Annotated in this window: 18 protein-coding genes and 1 tRNA gene; 16 read left to right on the top strand and 3 right to left on the bottom strand. The window is 70.3% G+C overall.

What is annotated here, in order from left to right:
* The first annotated feature begins 1 nt into the window (after position 1).
* The 10 genes from AB0M82_RS45110 to AB0M82_RS45065 all read left to right on the top strand — a co-directional run bounded on the left by AB0M82_RS45110 (position 2) and on the right by AB0M82_RS45065 (position 9,402).
* Positions 2-898, top strand: coding sequence for a bifunctional DNA primase/polymerase (locus AB0M82_RS45110; RefSeq protein WP_364735858.1), 897 nt, complete (start codon positions 2-4; stop codon positions 896-898).
* Between the two features lie 29 nt (positions 899-927).
* Complete coding sequence (locus tag AB0M82_RS45105; RefSeq protein ID WP_364735856.1) at positions 928-1,461, top strand: AAA family ATPase; 534 nt, start codon at positions 928-930, stop codon at positions 1,459-1,461.
* Positions 1,461-1,748, top strand: coding sequence for a hypothetical protein (locus tag AB0M82_RS45100; RefSeq protein WP_364735854.1), 288 nt, complete (start codon positions 1,461-1,463; stop codon positions 1,746-1,748). Before AB0M82_RS45105 ends, AB0M82_RS45100 begins: the two co-directional genes overlap by 1 nt.
* Positions 1,748-2,521, top strand: coding sequence for a hypothetical protein (locus tag AB0M82_RS45095; protein WP_364735853.1), 774 nt, complete (start codon positions 1,748-1,750; stop codon positions 2,519-2,521). Before AB0M82_RS45100 ends, AB0M82_RS45095 begins: the two co-directional genes overlap by 1 nt.
* 79 nt (positions 2,522-2,600) lie before the next feature.
* Complete coding sequence (locus AB0M82_RS45090) at positions 2,601-2,966, top strand: hypothetical protein (protein WP_364735851.1); 366 nt, start codon at positions 2,601-2,603, stop codon at positions 2,964-2,966.
* Positions 2,966-4,633: a DNA cytosine methyltransferase gene (locus AB0M82_RS45085; protein ID WP_364735849.1), complete on the top strand. Its 1,668-nt coding sequence runs from the start codon at positions 2,966-2,968 to the stop codon at positions 4,631-4,633. Before AB0M82_RS45090 ends, AB0M82_RS45085 begins: the two co-directional genes overlap by 1 nt.
* Before the next feature lie 76 nt (positions 4,634-4,709).
* Positions 4,710-5,324 (top strand): hypothetical protein, encoded by a 615-nt coding sequence (locus tag AB0M82_RS45080; RefSeq protein WP_364735847.1) that lies wholly within the window; start codon positions 4,710-4,712, stop codon positions 5,322-5,324.
* Between the two features lie 787 nt (positions 5,325-6,111).
* Positions 6,112-7,461 (top strand): DUF3631 domain-containing protein, encoded by a 1,350-nt coding sequence (locus AB0M82_RS45075; protein WP_364735845.1) that lies wholly within the window; start codon positions 6,112-6,114, stop codon positions 7,459-7,461.
* A 292-nt stretch (positions 7,462-7,753) separates the two neighbouring features.
* Positions 7,754-7,972: a helix-turn-helix domain-containing protein gene (locus AB0M82_RS45070; RefSeq protein ID WP_364735843.1), complete on the top strand. Its 219-nt coding sequence runs from the start codon at positions 7,754-7,756 to the stop codon at positions 7,970-7,972.
* Positions 7,969-9,402: a hypothetical protein gene (locus AB0M82_RS45065; protein ID WP_364735841.1), complete on the top strand. Its 1,434-nt coding sequence runs from the start codon at positions 7,969-7,971 to the stop codon at positions 9,400-9,402. The genes AB0M82_RS45070 and AB0M82_RS45065 overlap by 4 nt, the downstream gene beginning before the upstream one ends.
* Before the next feature lie 150 nt (positions 9,403-9,552).
* Here AB0M82_RS45065 and AB0M82_RS45060 read toward each other — a convergent pair.
* A tRNA-Arg gene (locus tag AB0M82_RS45060) sits at positions 9,553-9,625 on the bottom strand.
* Between the two features lie 150 nt (positions 9,626-9,775).
* Here AB0M82_RS45060 and AB0M82_RS45055 point away from each other — a divergent pair.
* Positions 9,776-10,876, top strand: coding sequence for an epoxide hydrolase family protein (locus tag AB0M82_RS45055; RefSeq protein WP_364735839.1), 1,101 nt, complete (start codon positions 9,776-9,778; stop codon positions 10,874-10,876).
* 176 nt (positions 10,877-11,052) lie between these two features.
* Positions 11,053-11,979, top strand: a complete 927-nt coding sequence (locus AB0M82_RS45050; protein WP_364735837.1) for a cation diffusion facilitator family transporter — start codon at positions 11,053-11,055, stop codon at positions 11,977-11,979.
* Between the two features lie 4 nt (positions 11,980-11,983).
* Here AB0M82_RS45050 and AB0M82_RS45045 read toward each other — a convergent pair whose 3' ends face one another.
* A complete protein-coding gene (locus AB0M82_RS45045) occupies positions 11,984-12,700 on the bottom strand; it encodes a DUF305 domain-containing protein (RefSeq protein WP_364735835.1) in 717 nt (238 codons plus the stop codon).
* Complete coding sequence (locus tag AB0M82_RS45040) at positions 12,697-13,506, bottom strand: DUF3105 domain-containing protein (RefSeq protein WP_364735834.1); 810 nt, start codon at positions 13,504-13,506, stop codon at positions 12,697-12,699. Before AB0M82_RS45040 ends, AB0M82_RS45045 begins: the two co-directional genes overlap by 4 nt.
* A 196-nt stretch (positions 13,507-13,702) precedes the next feature.
* Between AB0M82_RS45040 and argS the strand changes: the two genes are divergently transcribed.
* Genes argS through thrC form a run of 4 tightly spaced genes read left to right on the top strand, consistent with a single transcriptional unit; the run spans position 13,703 to position 19,188 of the window.
* The gene (gene argS, locus AB0M82_RS45035; RefSeq protein WP_364735832.1) at positions 13,703-15,364 is read left to right on the top strand and encodes an arginine--tRNA ligase; all 1,662 of its coding nucleotides are present in this window, start codon (positions 13,703-13,705) and stop codon (positions 15,362-15,364) included.
* Between the two features lie 3 nt (positions 15,365-15,367).
* The gene (gene lysA, locus AB0M82_RS45030; RefSeq protein WP_364735830.1) at positions 15,368-16,798 is read left to right on the top strand and encodes a diaminopimelate decarboxylase; all 1,431 of its coding nucleotides are present in this window, start codon (positions 15,368-15,370) and stop codon (positions 16,796-16,798) included.
* Between the two features lie 6 nt (positions 16,799-16,804).
* Positions 16,805-18,130: a homoserine dehydrogenase gene (locus tag AB0M82_RS45025; RefSeq protein ID WP_364735828.1), complete on the top strand. Its 1,326-nt coding sequence runs from the start codon at positions 16,805-16,807 to the stop codon at positions 18,128-18,130.
* Complete coding sequence (thrC, locus tag AB0M82_RS45020; protein ID WP_364735826.1) at positions 18,127-19,188, top strand: threonine synthase; 1,062 nt, start codon at positions 18,127-18,129, stop codon at positions 19,186-19,188. The genes AB0M82_RS45025 and thrC overlap by 4 nt, the downstream gene beginning before the upstream one ends.
* The last annotated feature ends 128 nt before the right edge of the window (positions 19,189-19,316 follow it).

Raw genomic sequence — 19,316 nt, 5'->3', positions numbered from 1 at the left:
GCTGGAGATGGCTGGCAGAGGGTGGGCGGTGTTCCCGATCCAGCCCGGCCGCAAGTGGCCGCCCGCCTGGCACCGCAAGGAGAACTGCCCGGGACACGGGCCGTGCGCCACTGGGCACGTGACACCGGAGTCACTGGCCACCACCGACCCGGAGGTGATCGCCCGGGTGTGGGCGCGGGTGCCGTACAACGTCGCGGTGTTCCCGGGCAAGTCGGGGTTGCATGTCGTCGACTGCGACGTCCGCAAGCCCGGCGAGCCGGACGGCCCGGACGGGTGGGCCGAGTTGACCGAGCTGGCCGGCCGCCGCGGTGGGCCGCTGCCGGAGACCTGGACCACCACGACCCCCAGTACCGGTCGTCAGCTTTGGTACGCCGTGCCGCCGGGGTGTCGGCTGGCCTCGACGGTCGGGCACATCGCTGCGCACGTCGACACCCGCGGCTGGGGCGGCTACGCACTCGCACCCGGCAGCGTCCGCGACGACGGCGCGTACGAGCTGTCCGACGACACCGACCCGGTGCCGCTGCCGGGGTGGCTCGTGCAGGCCAACGTCGAACGCAGATCCACGGCCGTCTCCGGGCGGGCTGAGACGGCCGTGGCGATGCCAGACGCGTTCGCGGCGAAGGCGGTGCGGGAGGAGTGCGACCGGATCGCGCGGACCCCGTACAAGCAGGGCCGCAACAAGGTCCTCTCGACCGCCGCCTACGCCCTCGGCCAGCTGGTCGGGGCCGGGGTGCTGGAGGAGACCTACGCCCGGGTGCAGCTGCGGGCCGCGGTCGCGACCTGGAACACCCCCGAGTCCGCCGTCAAGGACGACGGCGTGATCGAGACATCCCTGGCCGCCGGGATAGCCAACCCGCGCCGGATCACCCCGCGACACGGCACCCGCCGCGCCGCATGACCCTGCCGCACCACAGGAAAGGAGGCCGTGTGAGCCCAACCCTGATCGCCACCATCGGCCCGGCCGGCGCCGGGAAAACCACCTGGCGGCACCGGCACGCCCCACCTGAAGCGACGGTGATCTCGCTCGACGAACGCCGCGCCGCGCTCTCGCCGTGCGGCTGCTCGGCCGACCCGGCGGCCAACGCCGCCGCCGTCGCCGACGGGACCGCCGAGACCCGCGCGGTGCTCGCCGCGGGCGGGACGGTCGTGTGGGACGTCACCAACTACCTGCCACGGTTCCGCGCACACCTGCTCAACCTCGCCGCGGAGTTCGACGCGGTCACCGCCGGGCTGGTGGTGTGCCCGCCGCTGCTGACCGTGCTGGCCCGCAACAGCCGCCGCGACGGACGGGTCTGCGCGGTGTGCGGCACGGCGAGGCGGGTTCCCGACCCAGTCGTGTGGGCGATGCACACCGCGATCACCGCCGCGCTGCCGAGCCTGCACCGCGAGGGCTGGCACACCCTGCGCTTCCTGGCCCTGCCGCCGTATCTGCTCCACCGACACCACAGGAGGACCACCTGATGGCCGCCATCGTCCACCACTGCGCCTGCGGGCACCTGGACAGCTTCCACACCCCGACAGCCAAGGGCGACACCGAGCCCTGCCGCATGGCCCGCTGCGCCTGCGCCGACGTCGACCCCGGCGCGCCGGAGGTCATCCCGACCTGGCGCGCGGCCACCCCATTCGCGCAGGCCGAGCCCGACCTGGTCGTGATCGAGCCCGGCATGGTCGACGCCACCGGGCTGGGGCGGCTGTGCGACTGCGAGGACTGCTGGAGCCTGTACGAGGCCGGAAGCGAGGCCGCGTGATGACCCGCACCCTCACCCCGCCCGGCGACCAGCACGTGCCCGAGCGGTGGCGCCGGTACCCGCGCACCCCGGTCCCGGCCGGGCAGACCACGCTCACACCGGTCACCCTCGCCCTGACCATGGGCATGCAGACCGTCGCCGGGGAAGCCACCCCGGTTCCCGGGCTGCTGCTGGTGCCGCACGTGGCCGGCGAGCCGTTGCGCTACACCGGGAACTGGCGTCTTGTGCACGCCGCGTCCGGTCTGTGCGTCTGCCCGGCCGTGCCGATCGTCTACGCCCGCGAGGCAGCGCTGTGGTACGCGCGGGCCGGGGTCGACTGGGACCGTCCCGGCGCGGTCGTCGCGTCCGATCCGGGCGCGCAGAAGGCGTTCTCCGCACTGATCGTCGAGCTGGAGGAAGCCCGCCACGGCCGCCGCCCGCTGGTGTTCGCCCGCACGTCGTGGGTGGACTGGCCGCCGATGTGGCGGATCTGGCGGGGCGGCAAGCCCGATCCCGGCGCCTTCCGCGCCTACGCCGATGCCGCCGCGCTGGCCGGGCGTGGTGGAGAGGATGCGCAGATCCGCCGGGACGCCAGCTCGCCGGGCTGGGCGCTGCGGTGTGCGGCTGCCTCGTGTGGTGACGGGGATGCCTGGTTCACCGACGGATGGGACGGCTTCACTGGACCCGCGATCGGCGGCCGGAGCGGGATCGAACGTGACGCCCGCGCCGACGGCTGGCGCGACCACGAGCGCAATCACTGGATCTGTGCCAGCTGCACCAGCCAGTACCACTGACCACATCGGACACGGAAGGGCCGGGCACCACGCGTGCCCGGCCCTTCCCGTGCCCGCCTCCCGAAAGCGAGCCAGCGCCATGACCACCACCCAACCGATCGTCTCCCAGCACACCACCGCCATCCTGACCCGGATCGCCGCCGAACGCGCCCGCCAGGACGCGCTGTGGGGCGAGCAGAACCATCCTGACGGCACCGGCCCGGACGTCGAGGTGGCCGGGCTGTCGCGTCGCGCCTCCGACGCCGCCCACACCGCCCGCTTCACCACCGAGATCGCCCGCGCCGAAGGTCGCCTCACCTGGCTGCACATCCTGCGCGAGGAGGTCTACGAGGGCTTCGCCGAAGCCGTCGTCACCGACCTGTTCGAGGAGCTGATCCAGGTCGCCGCCACCGCGGCGTGCTGGGCCGAGGCGATCGACCGCCGCACCACCGTGGAGGTCCGCTGATGTACACCGTGACCGACTTGTTCTGCGGGGCCGGGGGATCCGGGCTCGGGGCCACCGCCGTGCCCGGGGTGGAGCTGGTGATGGCCGCCAACCACAGCCCGCAGGCGATCGAGACCCACCAGGCCAACTTCCCCGGCTGCGACCACGACTGCGCCGACATCTCCCAGGTCGAACCGCGCCGCTACCGCCGCACCGACATCCTGTGGGCTTCCCCGGAGTGCACCAACCACTCCATCGCCAAAGGCAAGCGACAGGCCAAGAACCGCGATCAGGGCGTCCTTTTCGGCGAAGAGCCGGTGCCCGACCACGTGGCCGAGCGGTCCCGGGCGACGATGTGGGACGTGCCGCGGTTCGTCGAGGCGCACCGCCACGACGTCGTGATCGTGGAGAACGTGGTGGACGCGGCGAAATGGGAGCCCTTCCGTGCGTGGCTGGCCGCGATGGACTGCCTGGGCTACGACCACTGGGTCGTCTCGCTCAACTCGATGCACGCCCCGGCGATCGCGGTCCCGCGCGCACCGCAGAGCCGGGACCGGATGTACGTGGTGTTCTGGCGCAAGGGCAACCCGGCCCCGGACCTCGACATCCGGCCAGCGGCGTGGTGCCCGGTGTGCGAGGCCGAGGTGGCGGCGGTGCAGTGGTGGAAACCCGGCCGCGACGTCGGCCGGTACCGGCAGCAGTACCTCTACCGGTGCCCGAACACCACGTGCCGCAACACCGTCGTCGAGCCGTACGTGGCGCCCGCGGCGTCGGTGATCGACTGGTCCAAGCTCGGGGAGCGCATCGGCGATCGCGACACCCCGCTCTCGGAGAAGACCATGGAGCGCATCCGGGCCGGGCTGGAGCGCTACGCGCGGCCGATGACGTTCGAGGCCACCAGCAACACCTTCGTCCGTCCCGGGTCCGGCTACGCGCGGGCGTGGCCGACCGACTGGCCGACCGCGACCCTGACCACGTCGCACACGCGGGCGCTGCTGGTGCCCAGCGGCGGCACCCGCAACGAGGACGCTCGCTCGGTCGGTGAGCCGTTCCGCACCCGCACCACCAGCGAGTGGGAAGGGCTGCTGGTCCCGGTGGAAGGGCGCGAGGGCAAGCACGCGGCCAGCACCGGGGACCCGATGCGCACGCAGACCGCGCGGCACGAGACCGCGTTGGTGGTCCCGTACTACGGCACTGGGCAGGCGCGGCCGGCCGGGCGGCCGATGCCGACGATGACCACGGTGGACACCGCCGGGCTGGCGTTCATCGCGGAACTGCGCGGCGGCGGCTCCGACGCCCGGCACGTGGCCGAGCCGTTGGCGACGGTGTGCGCGTCGGGCAACCACCACATGCTCGTGCGGCACAACACCGCCCGCGGCAACCCCGGCCAGATGTGCACGCCGGTCACCGAACCGGCCCGCACCCTCACCACCGCCGGGCATCAGTCGCTTGTGGGCTGGCCCGACAGCGCCCCGGCGGCGGAGGACTGCACCTTCCGGATGCTGTCCGTGCGCGAGATCCAGGCCGCTATGGCCTTCACCCCGGACTACGTCATCACCGGCAGCAGCAAACGCGTCAAGGTGCGCCAGCTCGGCAACGGCGTTACCCCGCCCGCCGCCGAATGGCTCGTGGGTGCCGCGGTCGCCTCACTCGAACGATCCGCCGGTCGCCGCCGCACAGCGGCGTGACCGGCTCCGCCGCTGCCTCCGGTCCTTCGCGGCCGGGGCAGCGGTGCTCTACCAGCACGACGGAAGGGAAGGTGGCATGACGCCGCTGTTCTACCTCGGAGCCCCCGCCCCGGGCTGGCTTGAACGGGCGGGTGTGCCGCTGTTCGTCTCCGATACCCGCCTCCGGGTGTACAAGCGTCTGCCGCGGGCGGTCGCGCGGTGGGCGTGCGACTCCGGCGGCTTCACCCAGCTCAAGCAGCACGGCCGGTGGACCATCCCGCCGCGGGAATACGTGGACCGGGTGCGTCGCTACCGCGACGAAATCGGGATGCTCGACTGGGCCGCGCCGCAGGACATGATGTGCGAGTCGATCATCATCAACGGTGGGGTGGCCAACGGGCAGCGCTACGTCGGCACCCGCCGGTTCCTCGACCCGGACGGGCGACTGTCCGAAGCGGAGATGGTGCGGCTGCATCAGCGCTTCACCGTGCTCAACGTCGCGCAGCTGCGTGAGCTCGCCCCGGACCTGAACATCATCACCGTCGTTCAGGGCCAGCACCCCGAGGACTACGTGTACTGCAAAGAGCTGTACTGGCAGCTGGCCGGGATCGACCTCACCCGTGAACCGCTGGTGGGCGTGGGGTCGGTGTGTCGGCGGCAGGGATGGGCGAGGCCGGGCAGATCCTGCAAGCCCTGCACGACGTCGGGCTGACCCGGCTGGAACCCGCCGCCTAGGCCGGTCTAGGTGTGAGCTGGGACAGACCTAGGCGGAAGGCACGCCGACGTCATCTGGGGCATTGACCGTCGCAGCGTCAGCCAGTCACGACCCTGAGAACAGCTCCTAGACGTAAACCCAATACTCGACGTAACCAGCGGCGATCGGAGGATGCCATCTGCAATCGACCCGCCATCCATCGCCGTTATTCTCGGCGTAATTCTTGATTTCTTGGCATCTACTAGCGGAGATTGTGTCTATGTAAGTCCATCCCGAAAGAGTCGAAGTCTGCACAATTGAGACCTCGGCCGCAGCTGCAGGGCGTGATGGTAACCCATAAATTCCGCCAACGCTGCAGATTAGGAGTACTGGCAAAGACCTTTTCAAGATTCGAGTGAACCCGCGCAATCTCGTCGCCCTCCAAAGGTGTTGGTCGAATTGCAAATTCTAACGTGCCATCTTGGTGATCACAACGACTGTATCGATCATGTCTATCGGTGCGGTCCGCACGACGCACGGAACGTCATGGCCAGCACGCCCGCACAGGCCCGGCCGCAGTGGCCGCTGGGAACACGGGTCGCCCGCGGCCGCGCATCGGTGAAGACCCGGACGTCATCCGAATCGTCACCGGTGCGCTTCGCCCTGATCGCCGCGTCCGGACGCCACCACCGCCGCCGCGCAGGTGCGCAGTCCACCTCCGGTGAACCGCTGGAGCCCGCGGCGTGACCGGTGCGGGGACACCCGCACAGCACCACCCGAACGCACGACCCGAGGGAGCTTTGTCATGCCTGATCTGGACACCGCGTTGTCGGCCATCGACGCCGCCATCGCCGACCCCCAGGGCGACACCCGCACGGTCTGCGGACACTGCGGGACGGCGCTGGCCGGGTCGCCCTCCGACGACTTCTGTTCCGAGGACTGCCAAACCGCGTGGCTGGCCGAGCACGCGGCCGGCCCCGACCCCGTCGACAACGGCGCGAGCCCGGACCGGGACCTGGCCGAGCAGGACCCGGCCCGGCCGATGCCCTACATGCCCGCGCCGCCACCGCCTCCGAGCGGGGCGCAGATCCTGGACAAGGTGGCCGCGTTCGTGCAGCGGTTCAACGTGTTCCCGTCCGAGCACTGCGCCGCCACGCTGGCGCTCTGGTACGCCCACACCCACGCCGCCGAACACTTCTACGTCACCCCGCGCCTCATCCTGGACTCCGCCGAACCCGGCAGCGGCAAAACCCGCGTGCTGGAAGTCGCGCAGTTCCTGGTCCGGTCGGCGGAAATGACGCTCTCGGCCACCACCGCCGCGCTGTTCCGGCTGGTGTCCGACGGGCCGATCACCATCCTGTTCGACGAAGTGGACGCCATCTTCAACCCCGCCAAAGGAGGCAACACCGAAGACCTGCGCGCCATGCTCAACGCCGGATACAAGCGCTCGGCCACCATCCCGCGCTGCGTCGGCGACGCCCGCGCCATGAAAGTCGAACGGTTCAAGGTCTACGCCCCGGTGGCGCTGGCAGGGATCGCCGGGCACATGCCCGACACCATCACCACCCGCGCCATCACCTTCCACATGCGCCGCCGCGCCCCCGGCGAAACCGTCGAACCGTTCAAAGAGCGCGTCGTGGAACGCCAAGCCGCGCCGCTGCGGGACAAGCTCGCCGCCTGGGTCGCCAGCATCGGCAACCAGGTCGGCGACGCAGAACCGGAAATGCCCGACGGGGTCACCGACCGGGCGGCCGAAATCTGGGAACCGCTGCTGGCGATCGCCGACGCCGCGGGCGAGCACTGGCCGGCCACCGCCCGCGCCGCCTGCGCGTACTTCGTGGCCAGCAACAGCAACCGAGGCGGCAGCTTCGGAATCCAGCTGCTCGCCGACCTGCGACGGATCTTCACCGAACGCAACACCGACCGGTTGCCGTCCACGTTCATCATCGCCGAACTGCTGGAAATGGAGGAATCCGACTGGACCGACATCAAAGGGAAACCGCTCAACCCCCGCATGATGGCCAAAGAGCTGGCCCGCTACGACGTCAAGCCGACCACGTTCAAGTACGACGGCGACAGCGTCAAGGGCTACACCACCACCGGTGAGACCGGCCTCGCCGACGCCTGGAGCCGCTACCTGCCCACCGCAGGCTGACAGTGTCGGTAACTGCGGTAACTGCGGTAACCGTGCAGGTCAGACGGTTACCGATCCGGATCCGGTTACCGATGGATCGGTAACCGGACAAACCGCCCGGTCGCCCGGTTACCGATCCATCGGTAACCCCGGCACCCATCGGTAACCGCCTGACCAGGCAAGTTACCGCAGTTACCGCAGTTACCCCACCCGCCAGCCCTCCTTGCCGCCTCACATCCGTAACCCTCGTCCGCTCGTGCCCGCACCCACCACCAGGGGGTGCGGGCACACCTCTGCTCGGAGGTCCACAACCATGTCTGCAGCCAAGGCGCAGCAGCGCAATCTCACAGGCTCACGACAGCTCCTCAAGATCAGTGAAGTGTGCGAGGAGCTGGATGTAGCGGAGTCAACTTTCTACGACTGGCGCGCGAAGAACCGCGGTCCGAGGTGCATCAAGCTGCCGAACGGCAGCGTCCGGATCCGCCGCGCAGAACTTGAACGCTGGCTCGAAACCCGAGAGGAGGCCGCGTGATCACCTCTTCGTACAAGGTTCGCGTGTGGGCCATCGAAACGCGGCGTAACGCGTCCGGCAAACCCACCAGCTACCGTGTTTCGTGGCAGGTGGAGAAGGAGACTTACAAGGAGTCGTTCAAGCTCTATACGCAGGCAGACGGTTTTCGTTCGTCTCTGTTGACTGCGCAGCGGGCTGGCGAGGCGTTTGACATCGTGTCCGGACTGCCACCGTCGCTGACCCGGCCGACCGGAGACATGAGCTGGTACACGCTCACTGTGGCCTATGTCGACATGAAGTGGCTGGACGCGGCGGCCACAGCGCGACAAACCACGGCTGAGGCGTTGATTCGCGTGATGCCGGTGTTCGTGAAGCGGGACAGGAGAGCGCCGGATGCCAAGGTGATTCGGTCGGCGCTACGGCAGTGGGGCTACAACACCGAGTACCGCACCAACCGCGAGATGCCGGACGACGTCCGGAAGGTATTGAATTGGTTGGAGCGCAACACAATGCCCGTAAGGGCTGCCATCGATCCGGACGTTCTGCGATCCCTGCAACGGGCGGTCACCAGGCGGCTGGACGGGCAGAAATTCGCCCCGAGTGTGGCACGTAAGACCCGAGGTGTCCTGTTCAGCGCGTTGGACTACGCGGTGGAGAAGAAGCTGATCGACGCGAATCCGCTGTCGTCGGTGAAGTGGACTGCGATGCCGAAGGGGAAGCGGAAGGTTGACAAGGGAGCGGTGCCGAACCCGACGCAGGCTCGGGCGTTGCTGTCCGGCGTCGGTGCGCTGCCGCGCAGCGGCCCGAGACTGGAGGCGTTCTTCGGCGCCATGTACTACGCCGGTTTGCGGCCCGAGGAGGCGGTATCGCTGAACAAGCGAAACGTCGTGTCCCTGCCCGATCCGGTGTGGAATGACGATGACGGCGAGTACGTCTACGACTGGGGCACGTTCCGTCTCGACAAAGCCGAGCCACACGCAGGTCGCCGGTGGACGGACAGCGGGAAGCCACGCGACGAACGGCCGTTGAAGTCCCGGGACGACGACGATGAGCGCACCGTGTCGTTCCCGCCGGACCTGACGCGGCTGCTGCACCGACACATCACGCGCTACGGCTACGGGCCCGACGGCCAGCTGTTCCAGGCGGAGCAAGGCGGTGAAATACCGATGATCACCTACACCCGCGCGTGGCGCGCGGTGCGCAAGGTGGTACTGACGGAGGAACAGCAGAAGACGCCGCTCGCTGCTCGGCCGTACGACCTGCGCCACGCCGCGGTCAGCACGCAGCTCGCGGCGGGTGTCGATCCGGCGTCCGTGGCCGCGTGGGCCGGCCACTCCGTGGGTGTGCTGTACGAGGTCTACGCCGCGTTCCTGGACGGGGGAGAGGAGGCCAACCGCGCCCGCATCGAGAAGATCCTCGGTCACAAGCCCCGCAGCAAGCTGGAGGAGTGACGCCGGGCTCCCGGCCCGTTCCCATGGGAACGCATTGGGAAGAGACACCCGTAGTTGGCCGTGATCGGCCGTAGACAACCGGAGTTCGGGAAGAACCGCTTCGAGCGCAAACGCGCTGGTGAGGAGCGGTTTTTCCCGCTCCTGTAGGGGTGCCCTCGGCAGGATTCGAACCTGCGACACCTGCCTCCGGAGGGCAGTGCTCTATCCCCTGAGCTACGAGGGCCCATCGCTGGGCGACTCCGAAAGCTTAGCGCATCCCCGGCAGCCCCTGCGGGCAGGTCGGTGCACTCAAGTTCCCGCTGGTCAGCGCGAGAAACTTGATCCACTCACCGGGGCATCGGCTAGCGTGGAAGCCCCACCTGAAGGAGACGAGATGGTCGAGCCGTTCCAGGTGTTTCTCGATGAGGCCGACATCGCCGATCTGCGGGAGCGGTTGCGGCGGACCCGGTGGCCCGAGGCCGAGACCGTCGACGACTGGTCGCAGGGGGTTCCGCTCGCCTACGTTCGGGAGCTCTGCCGCGACTGGGGCGAGGAGTACGACTTCGGGTTCGCCGGCCGGCTCAATGCCTTTCCGCAGTTCCGGGCCACCGTTGACGGGGTGGGGGTGCACTTCGTGCACGTCCGGTCGCCCCATCCCGATGCGCTGCCACTCGTGTTGACCCACGGCTGGCCCGGCTCCGTGCTGGAGTTCCTCGACGTCCTCGGGCCGCTCAGCGATCCCGAAAAGCACGGTGGGGATCCCGCCGACGCCTTCCACGTCGTCGCGCCGTCGCTGCCCGGGTTCGGGTGGAGCGACAAGCCCGCGCTGAAGATCCCGCGCGTCGCCGAGTTGTGGGACCAGCTCATGCGCCAGCTCGGTTACGACCGCTACGGCGCCCAGGGTGGCGACTGGGGCGCCGCCGTGACGAACGCCCTCGCGCGGTCCGGGCGGGTCGCCGGCGTGCACGTGAACTTCGCGCCCGTGCGGATGGACCGGGACGATCCGACGCCCGCGGAGCGCCGCGCCCTCGCCGACCTCGAGGAGTTCCGGCGGACCGGCAGCGGCTACTCCGCCGAGCAGAGCACCCGGCCGCAGACCCTCGGCTACGGCCTGAGCGATTCGCCCGCCGGCCAGGCCGCCTGGATCGCCGAGAAGTTCTGGGCCTGGACGGACAACAAGGGACGCCCCGAGGACGCCGTCGACCGTCAGAAGATCCTCGACGCCATCTCCGTCTACTGGTTCACGGCGACGGCCGCCTCCTCGGCGCGGATGTACTGGGAGAACACCGACCGTGACCCGTCCACGGTGGATGTCCCGGCCGGGGTTTCGGTGTTCCCCAAGGAGATCGTGCGGCCTTCGCGGCGTCAGGCCGAGCAGCGCTACACCGACCTGCGCTGGTTCGAGGAGCTGTCCGAGGGCGGGCACTTCGCGGCTCTCGAGCAGCCGCGGTCGTTCGTCGAGCAGGTCCGCGGCTTCTTCCGGCTCGTGCGCTAGACGAGCCGGCGTCGAAGCGTGACCAATCCACCAGGCGGGAAACCCCGCCTGGTGGATTGGTCGGCACGGGCCCGCGGAGTAGCTTCTCGGATGGGTGAACTTAGGCCGTCCTTAGTTGTACATATGCGCATCCGACTATATGTTTGGCCTCGACGAGAACCGGGAACGGAGGCGGCATGGGGCAGGGACACGGCCACGGACATGGCCACGCGATCGCGCCGGCGAGCGCGTCGGGCCGGTACGTGCGCAGCCTGACCATCGCCCTGTGCATCGGCGCCGGCTTCATGGTTCTGGAGTTCGTCGTCGGCTTCACGACCGGTTCGCTGGCCCTGATCTCGGACGCGGCGCACATGTTCACCGACGTAGTCGGGGTCGGCATGGCACTGATCGCGATCGTCCTGGCGCGGCGCACCGGACCCACGGTCAGCCGCACCTTCGGGCTCTACCGCGCGGAAGTGCTGGCCGCCCTCGGCAACGCGATCCTGCTGTTCGGCGTCGCGGGGTACGTCCTCGTCGAGGCCGTCGGCCGGATCGGCGACCCGCCCGCGGTGCCCGGCCTGCCCGTGCTGCTGGCCGCGACGGCCGGTCTCGCGGCCAACCTCGTGTCGTTCGCCGTGCTGCGCTCGGGCGCGAAGGAGAGCCTCAACGTCCGCGGCGCGTACCTCGAGGTGCTGGCCGACCTGATCGGCTCGGTCGGCGTCCTGATCAGCGGCGCGCTGACACTGCTGACCGGCTGGCGCTACGCCGACCCGATCATCGGTGTCGCGATCGGGCTGTTCGTGCTGCCCCGCACGTGGGCGCTGGCCCGGCGGGCGCTGCGCATCCTCTTCCAGCACGCGCCGCAGGGCGTCGACGTCGGCGCGATCAACGCCGAACTGGCCGCGCTGCCGGGCGTCGCGGACGTCCACGACCTGCACGTGTGGACGCTGACCTCGGGCATGGAGGTGGCTTCGGCGCACCTGACGCTCGCGCCACCCGCGAAGCAGTCGGACGTGTTGACGGAGGCGCAGAACCTGCTGGCTTCGCGGTACGCGATCGAGCACGCGACCTTGCAGGTGGAGGCGCCCCACTGCGCGCGCCGCTGCCAGGAACTCTCCTGGTGACGCGCTAAGCGGGCAGCGGCTGGGCGCTCCGGCCCGCGAGCATCAGCTTGAGCTGGTCCATCTCCGCGCCCTGCGAAGTGAGGATGCTGTTCACCAGGGCCTTCAACGCCGGCAGGCTCGAATGCGCCGCGGCGTACTGGGCCATCGACGTGCCGCCCTGGTGGTGGCGGAGCATCAGCTGCAGGAAGTAGACGTCGAACGGCCGCCCCGACAGGGAACGCAGCTTGGTCAGCTCGGTGTCGGTCGCCATGCCCGGCATCAGCGGGCCGCCGGAGGGGGACACCGACGACGGGGCCATCGACATGCCGTCGTGGCTCGCCATCGGCTCGGTCATCCACCGCATCGGCGCGCCGATCGGCTGCTCCGGCTGGTCCCACAGCATGAGCCAGCCCTTCATGCGGCCGACCTGTTCGAGCTGCGTGCGTTCGATGTCGAACGCGAGCTGCTTGACCTCCGGGTCGGTCGTGCGGTCACGGGCGATGCCCGCCATCGTGACCGCCTGCAGGTGGTGCGTCGACATGTCCTGGGCGAAGCCGACCTCGACCGAGTCCCGGGCCGGCGTGCCCGCGGCGCCCGGGTCGTCGACGGCCCGGGTGAGGAACATCCCCGCGGCGCCGCCGATGAGCAGCACCGCGAGGAGGGTTCCACCGATGATCACCCAGCGGGACCAGGTCGGCTGTTCGGGGACCTCTTCGGTGTCGAGGCCGGCTTCGGAACTCACTTGGTCGGCGTGGCCGGGGCGGACGCCGGGTTGGACGGCTGCTGGGGCACGGTGCCCTGCTCGCCCTGGGCGCCGGTGCTGCCCTTGTAGTCCATCGGCTTCGCGTCCGGGCCCGGCTTCGACGGGTCGAACGGCGGCGGGTTGTCCGGGTCGAACGAGCCGGGCACCGCGTCACAGGACGCGCCGACCTCGGGGTAGACGCCGTTCGGGTTGCTCCGCAGCGCGGCGATGAACTCGTCGATCCGGGCGTCGTTGACGTCGTCCACCTTCAGCTGGTGGCCCCAGGACTGCAGCGAGATCGGCTTGTCGAGGCCCGGGTAGGGCGACATCATCGTGTACGGCTTGCCCTTGGCACGGACGCTGAGCAGGTTCAGCGCGTCGCCGGTGACCTGCTGCGGGTTGTAGGCGATCCACACTGCGCCGTGCTCGAGCGCGTGCACCATGTTCTCGGTGCGGACCGCGTTCGGGTACACCGTGCCGGTGCAGGTCGCCCACGTCTGGTCGTGCGGGCCGCCGAACGGCGGCGTCTTGTCGTAGGCGACGCGCTCGGTCGGGAGGATGTGCACGCTGCCCTTGTAGTCCGCGGTCACCACGCCGGGGATGCGCTTCGAGGGGTCCGGGTCCGACGCGGTCGGCGCGAACGACGCGGCGGCGGCCTCGCGGTCGGCCTGCGCACGCTTCGGCGCCGACTGCACCATGTAGTAGATGATCACCGAAGCGGCCAGTGCCACGATGGCGACGACGGCGACGATCGTGCCCCAGGGCGTGCCCTTCTTGCTCACGACGGAACCGCGGGCAGCCTTCACCGCCGACGCCTTTTTCCGAGTTGTCCCGTTCGCCATGGCTTCCGCGTTCTCCCTCTGGTGGCTGCGGACGGATTCCCGCCCCGGCCAGTGTAGGGGCCACCCGTCTGATCACCGTTAACACCTCACGTACCCACCGGCCGTGACGTGGCCGAGACCGCTGCGAGCGCCGGACCTGGGCACACCTAGAATTCCGCGAGTGACTCCCGCCGCTCTCGCCGACCTGGTCCGCAGCTCCGCCGTGCAGGTGCTCGCCGCACGCGGCATCGACGACGCCGTGCTGCCGGAGCAGGTGACCATCGAACGCCCGCGCAACCCCGACCACGGCGACTACGCGACGAACCTGGCCCTGCAGGTGGCCAAGAAGGCCGGGCTGAAGCCGCGGGACTTCGCCGAGGCGCTGGCCGAGGCGGTCTCGGCGGCCGACGGCGTCGCCTCGGCCGAGGTCGCGGGACCCGGCTTCCTCAACTTCCGCCTCGCCGCGGCCGCGCAGGGCGACATCGTCCGCCAGGTGCTCGACGCCGGCGCGGCGTACGGGCGCGGCGACGCGCTGGCCGGCACGCGGATCAACCTCGAGTTCGTCTCGGCCAACCCGACCGGCCCGATCCACCTGGGCGGCACCCGCTGGGCGGCGGTCGGCGACGCGCTGGGCCGGGTGCTGGGCGCGCAGGGCGCCGACGTCACCCGCGAGTACTACTTCAACGACGCCGGTGCCCAGATCGACCGGTTCGTCCGGTCGCTGATCGCCGCCGCGAAGGGCGACCCGGCGCCGGAGGACGGCTACGCGGGCGGCTACATCAACGACATCGCCGCCGAGGTCATCAAGGCCGAGCCGAGCGCGCTCTCGCTGCCCGAAGAAGAGCGGCACGAGACGTTCCGCCGGATCGGCATCGAGCTGATGTTCACCGAGATCCGGCAGAGCCTGCACGAGTTCGGCACCGACTTCGACGTCTACTTCCACGAGAACTCGCTGCACGAGTCGGGCGCGGTCGACGCCGCCGTCCAGCAGCTGAAGGACTCCGGGAACCTGTACTTCAACGACGGCGCGTGGTGGCTGAAGTCGTCCGAATACGGCGACGACAAGGACCGCGTCGTCATCAAGCAGGACGGCAACCCGGCCTACATCGCCGGCGACCTGGCCTACTTCAAGGACAAGCGCAACCGCGGCTTCGACCTGTGCATCTACATGCTGGGCGCGGACCACCACGGCTACATCGCCCGCCTGAAGGCCGCGGCGGCGGCGTTCGGCGACGACCCGGCCACGGTCGAGGTGCTCATCGGCCAGATGGTGAACCTGGTCAGCGAAGGCAAGCCGGTGCGGATGTCCAAGCGCGCGGGCACCGTGATCACCATGGAGGACCTGGTCGAGGCGGTCGGCGTCGACCCGGCCCGCTACGAGCTGATCCGGTACTCCGTCGACTCCACTTTGGACGTCGACCTGGACCTGCTGCGCAAGCACTCCAACGACAACCCCGTCTACTACGTCCAGTACGCCCACGCGCGCCTGTGCACGATGCTGCGCGGGGCCGCGGACCTCGGTCTCAAGTCCACTGAGGACGTCGACCTGGGCCTGCTGACGCTGCCGGTCGAGGGAGACCTGATCCGCACGATCGGGGAGTTCCCGGAAACCGTGCGCCGCGCCGCCGAAATGCGCGAGCCGCACCGGATCGCGCGCTACCTGGAGGACCTGGCGGGCGCGCTCCACAAGTTCTACGCGGTCCGCGAGGCCCGCGTGCTGCCCAAGGGCGACGAGGCGGCCACCCCGGCCAACTACGCCCGGGTGGCTCTCTGCGAGGCGGCGCGCGTGGTGCTCGCCAACGGTCTCGCGCTGGTCGGTGTCTCCGCTCCGGAACGGATGTAAGAAATGGCGCACCCCGCGGGCCCCAGGCACGCCGACGTCTATACCCACGCCGACACCTCCGGCCTCCAGCCGTCCGGGGTCGAGGAACTCGACAAGCTGCCCGCGAAGGTGTGGCCGCGCAACACCTTCCGTGGCGCCGACGGCGTCGTCCGGATCGCCGGCGTCGACGTCCGCGAGCTGGCCGAAAAGCACGGCACGCCGCTGTTCGTGGTCGACGAGGCCGACTTCAAGTCGCGCTGCGCGGACTACGCCGAGGCGTTCGACGACCCGTCGCTCGTGCACTACGCGTCCAAGGCGTTCCTGTCGATCGAGATCGCCCGCTGGGTGGCCGAGCAGGGGCTGAGCCTGGACGTCTGCAGCGGCGGCGAGCTCGCCGTGGCGCAGCGCGCGAACTTCCCGGTCGAGCGGATCACCTTCCACGGCAACAACAAGTCGCCCGCGGAGCTCGAAGCCGCGGTCGCCGCCGGGGTGGGCACGATCGTGCTCGACTCGTACTTCGAGATCGCCCGGCTGGCCGACATCGCGGCGCGGCACGACGTCGAGCAGGCGGTGCTGATCCGGGTGACCGTCGGCGTCGAGGCGCACACCCACGAGTTCATCGCGACCGCCCACGAAGACCAGAAGTTCGGGTTCTCCCTGGCGGGCGGTGACGCCGCCGAAGCGGTCCGCCGGGTGCTCAACGCGCGTTCCCTCAAGCTCGTCGGCCTGCACAGCCACATCGGTTCGCAGATCTTCGACGCCGACGGCTTCGAGGTCGCCGCCCGGCGCGTCGTCGGGCTGCTCGGGGACCTGGCCAAGGAGCACGGCACCGAGCTGCTCGACCAGCTGAGCATCGTCGACCTCGGCGGCGGGTTCGGCATCGCCTACACCGAAAAGGACAACCCGCCGCCACCGGCGCAGATGATCACGCAGATCCGCGAGATCGTCCGCAAGGAGTGCGCGTACGCGGGCCTGCCGGTGCCGCGCATCGCCGGCGAGCCGGGCCGCGCGATCGCCGGTCCCGGCACGATCACGCTGTACGAGGTCGGCACCATCAAGGACGTCTCGCTGGGCGACAACGCCGTGCGCCGGTACGTGAGCGTCGACGGCGGGATGAGCGACAACATCCGGACCGCGCTCTACGACGCGGTCTACGACGTCCGGCTGGTCTCGCGCTCCGCGGGCGAGAACGAGCAGCCGGCGCAGGCCGTGCTGTCCCGGGTCGTGGGAAAACACTGTGAGTCCGGCGACATCGTCGTACGAGACTGCTGGCTGCCCGACACGCTGGCTCCCGGCGACCTGCTGGCGGTCGCGGCGACCGGCGCCTACTGCTACTCGATGGCGAGCACGTACAACCGGCAGCCTCGGCCGGCCGTGGCCGCCGTGCGCAACGGCAGCGCCCGGCTGCTGCTGCGGCGGGAGACGACCGACGACATGTTGCGCCTGGAGGTCTGAATAACCGTGTCTGCCCCAGAAGGCTCTGCCACTGCACGAGGGCCGATCAGGGTCGCCCTGCTCGGCTGCGGGACCGTCGGCGGCGAGGTCGCCCGGCTGCTCACCGAGCAGGCCGGCGAGCTGGCCGCCCGGGCGGGCGCGCCGGTCGAGCTTGCCGGCATCGCGGTCCGCCGCCCGGACAAGCATCCCGAGCTGCCGCCGGAGCTGCTGACCGCCGACGCCGAGAAGCTCGTGACGTCCGACGACGTCGACGTCGTGGTCGAGCTGGTCGGCGGGATCGAGCCGGTCCGCGGCTGGCTGCTCGCCGCGCTGAAGGCGGGCAAGTCCGTCGTCACCGCGAACAAGGCGCTGCTGGCCGAGTACTCGGCGGACCTGTTCGAGGCGGCCGACGCCGCGGGCGTCGACCTGTACTTCGAGGCCGCCGTGGCCGGGGCCATCCCGCTGCTGCGCCCGCTGCGGGAATCCATGGCGGGCGACCGGATCACGCGCGTGATGGGCATCGTCAACGGCACCACGAACTTCATCCTGTCCGCGATGGACTCCACCGGGGCCGGCTACGCCGAGACGCTCGAAGAGGCCAGCCGGCTCGGGTACGCCGAGGCCGACCCGACCGCCGACGTCGACGGCTACGACGCCGCGTCGAAGGCCGCGATCCTCGCGTCACTCGCCTTCCACACCCGGGTGACCGCCTCGGACGTGCACCGCGAGGGCATCGCCGACGTCACCGCGGCGGATCTTGCCGCGGCCCGGATGCTCGGCCGCACGGTGAAGCTCCTGGCCATCTGTGAGCGAGTAACCGACGACGACGGCGTCGAGTCGGTTTCCGCCCGCGTGCACCCGGTGATGATCCCGCGCAGCCACCAGCTGGCCGGCGTCGGCGGCGCGTTCAACGCGGTCTACGTCGAGGCCGACGCCGCGGGCGAGCTGATGTTCTACGGCCAGGGCGCGGGCGGCGCGCCGACCGCGAGCGCGGTGCTCGGCGACCTGGTCGCGGTCGCCCGCAACCGGGTGGCCGGCGGCCGCGGGCCGCGCGAATCCGCGCACGCGGCGCTGCCGGTGCGGCCGATGGGCCAGACCCCGACCCGCTACCACGTAAGCCTTTCCGTGGCCGACCGCGCCGGGGTGCTCGCCCAGGTGGCGCAGGCGTTCGCCGCGCGGGGCGTCAGCATCGCGGCGGTGCGGCAGCGCGACGTCGGCGACCGCGCGAGCCTGGTCGTGGTGACGCACCAGGCGCCGGACGCCGCCCTGCAGTCCACTGTGGAGGAAATCGGCCGGCTCGACGTCGTCCACGAAGTTGTCAGCGTGATGCGGGTGGAAGGCGAAGACGCATGATCAACCAGCCCTGGCCGGGAATCATCGAGGCGTACCGGGATCGCGTCCCGGTCCCGGACGGGGCGCGGGTGATCACCCTCGGGGAGGGCAACACCCCGCTGCTGGCCGCCCATCACCTGTCCGAGCTGACCGGCTGCGAGGTGTACCTCAAGGTCGAGGGCGTCAACCCGACGGGCTCGTTCAAGGACCGCGGGATGACCGTGGCCATCACCCACGCGCTCGCCAGCGGGCTCAAGGCGGTGATCTGCGCGTCGACCGGCAATACGTCCGCCTCGGCCGCGGCCTACGCCGCCCGCGCCGGCCTCACCTGCGCGGTGCTGGTGCCGCAGGGCAAGATCGCGCTGGGCAAGCTCGCCCAGGCCGTGCTGCACGGCGCGCGGATCCTGCAGGTGGACGGCAACTTCGACGACTGCCTCGAACTCGCCCGCAAGACCGCGGCCGACTACCCGGTGACGCTGGTCAACTCGGTCAATCCGGTGCGCATCGCCGGCCAGAAGACCGCGGCCTTCGAAATCTGCGACGTGCTCGGCGAAGCGCCGGACATCCACTGCCTGCCGGTCGGTAACGCGGGGAACATAACCGCTTACTGGGCGGGATATTCGGAGTACGCGACCGACGGTGTGGTGAAGAACACCCCGCGGATGTTCGGCTTCCAGGCGGCCGGCGCGGCGCCGCTCGTCCTGGGGGAGCCGGTGCGCGACCCGGACACCATCGCCACCGCGATCCGGATCGGCAGCCCGGCCTCGTGGACCGCCGCCGTGAAGGCGAAGGACGCGTCGGGCGGGCTCTTCGAAGCCGTCACCGACGAGAAGATCCTCGAGGCGTACCGGCTGCTGGCCGGGCGCGAGGGCGTGTTCGTCGAGCCGGCGTCGGCCACCAGCGTGGCCGGCCTGCTCGCCACGGCCGCCGACGGCAGGCTGCCCAAGGGGTCCAAGGTCGTCTGCACCGTCACCGGTCACGGCCTGAAGGACCCGCAGACGGCCCTGGCGGGCAACGTCGAGGTCGAACCGCTGGCCGTGGACCCCTCGGCGGTCGCGGCGGCGCTGGACCTGCGATGACCCCGGGTTCTCAAACGCCCCAATGTGGCGTTCGGTGCTCGTTGTCGGTGTCGAGGTCGTGCGGCCGGGGCTCGTCGCCGTTCCCGTGGCCGGCGCCGCCGCCTACTTCGGTGGCGAACACGCGCTCG

Origin of the sequence: Amycolatopsis sp. NPDC051128 (assembly GCF_040682715.1) — a bacterium.
Lineage (GTDB): Bacteria > Actinomycetota > Actinomycetes > Mycobacteriales > Pseudonocardiaceae > Amycolatopsis.
The sequence above is the reverse complement of the archived record's forward strand: the minus strand, read 5'-3'. Positions and strand labels throughout refer to the sequence as shown.

Coding starts and splice junctions, on each gene's coding strand:
- thrC (WP_364735826.1), top strand. CDS start 18,127: ATGATCAACCAGCCCTGGCCGGGAATCATCGAGGCGTACCGGGATCGC.
- AB0M82_RS45050 (WP_364735837.1), top strand. CDS start 11,053: ATGGGGCAGGGACACGGCCACGGACATGGCCACGCGATCGCGCCGGCG.
- lysA (WP_364735830.1), top strand. CDS start 15,368: ATGGCGCACCCCGCGGGCCCCAGGCACGCCGACGTCTATACCCACGCC.
- AB0M82_RS45095 (WP_364735853.1), top strand. CDS start 1,748: ATGACCCGCACCCTCACCCCGCCCGGCGACCAGCACGTGCCCGAGCGG.
- AB0M82_RS45070 (WP_364735843.1), top strand. CDS start 7,754: ATGTCTGCAGCCAAGGCGCAGCAGCGCAATCTCACAGGCTCACGACAG.
- AB0M82_RS45085 (WP_364735849.1), top strand. CDS start 2,966: ATGTACACCGTGACCGACTTGTTCTGCGGGGCCGGGGGATCCGGGCTC.
- AB0M82_RS45055 (WP_364735839.1), top strand. CDS start 9,776: ATGGTCGAGCCGTTCCAGGTGTTTCTCGATGAGGCCGACATCGCCGAT.
- AB0M82_RS45080 (WP_364735847.1), top strand. CDS start 4,710: ATGACGCCGCTGTTCTACCTCGGAGCCCCCGCCCCGGGCTGGCTTGAA.
- AB0M82_RS45100 (WP_364735854.1), top strand. CDS start 1,461: ATGGCCGCCATCGTCCACCACTGCGCCTGCGGGCACCTGGACAGCTTC.
- AB0M82_RS45075 (WP_364735845.1), top strand. CDS start 6,112: ATGCCTGATCTGGACACCGCGTTGTCGGCCATCGACGCCGCCATCGCC.
- AB0M82_RS45090 (WP_364735851.1), top strand. CDS start 2,601: ATGACCACCACCCAACCGATCGTCTCCCAGCACACCACCGCCATCCTG.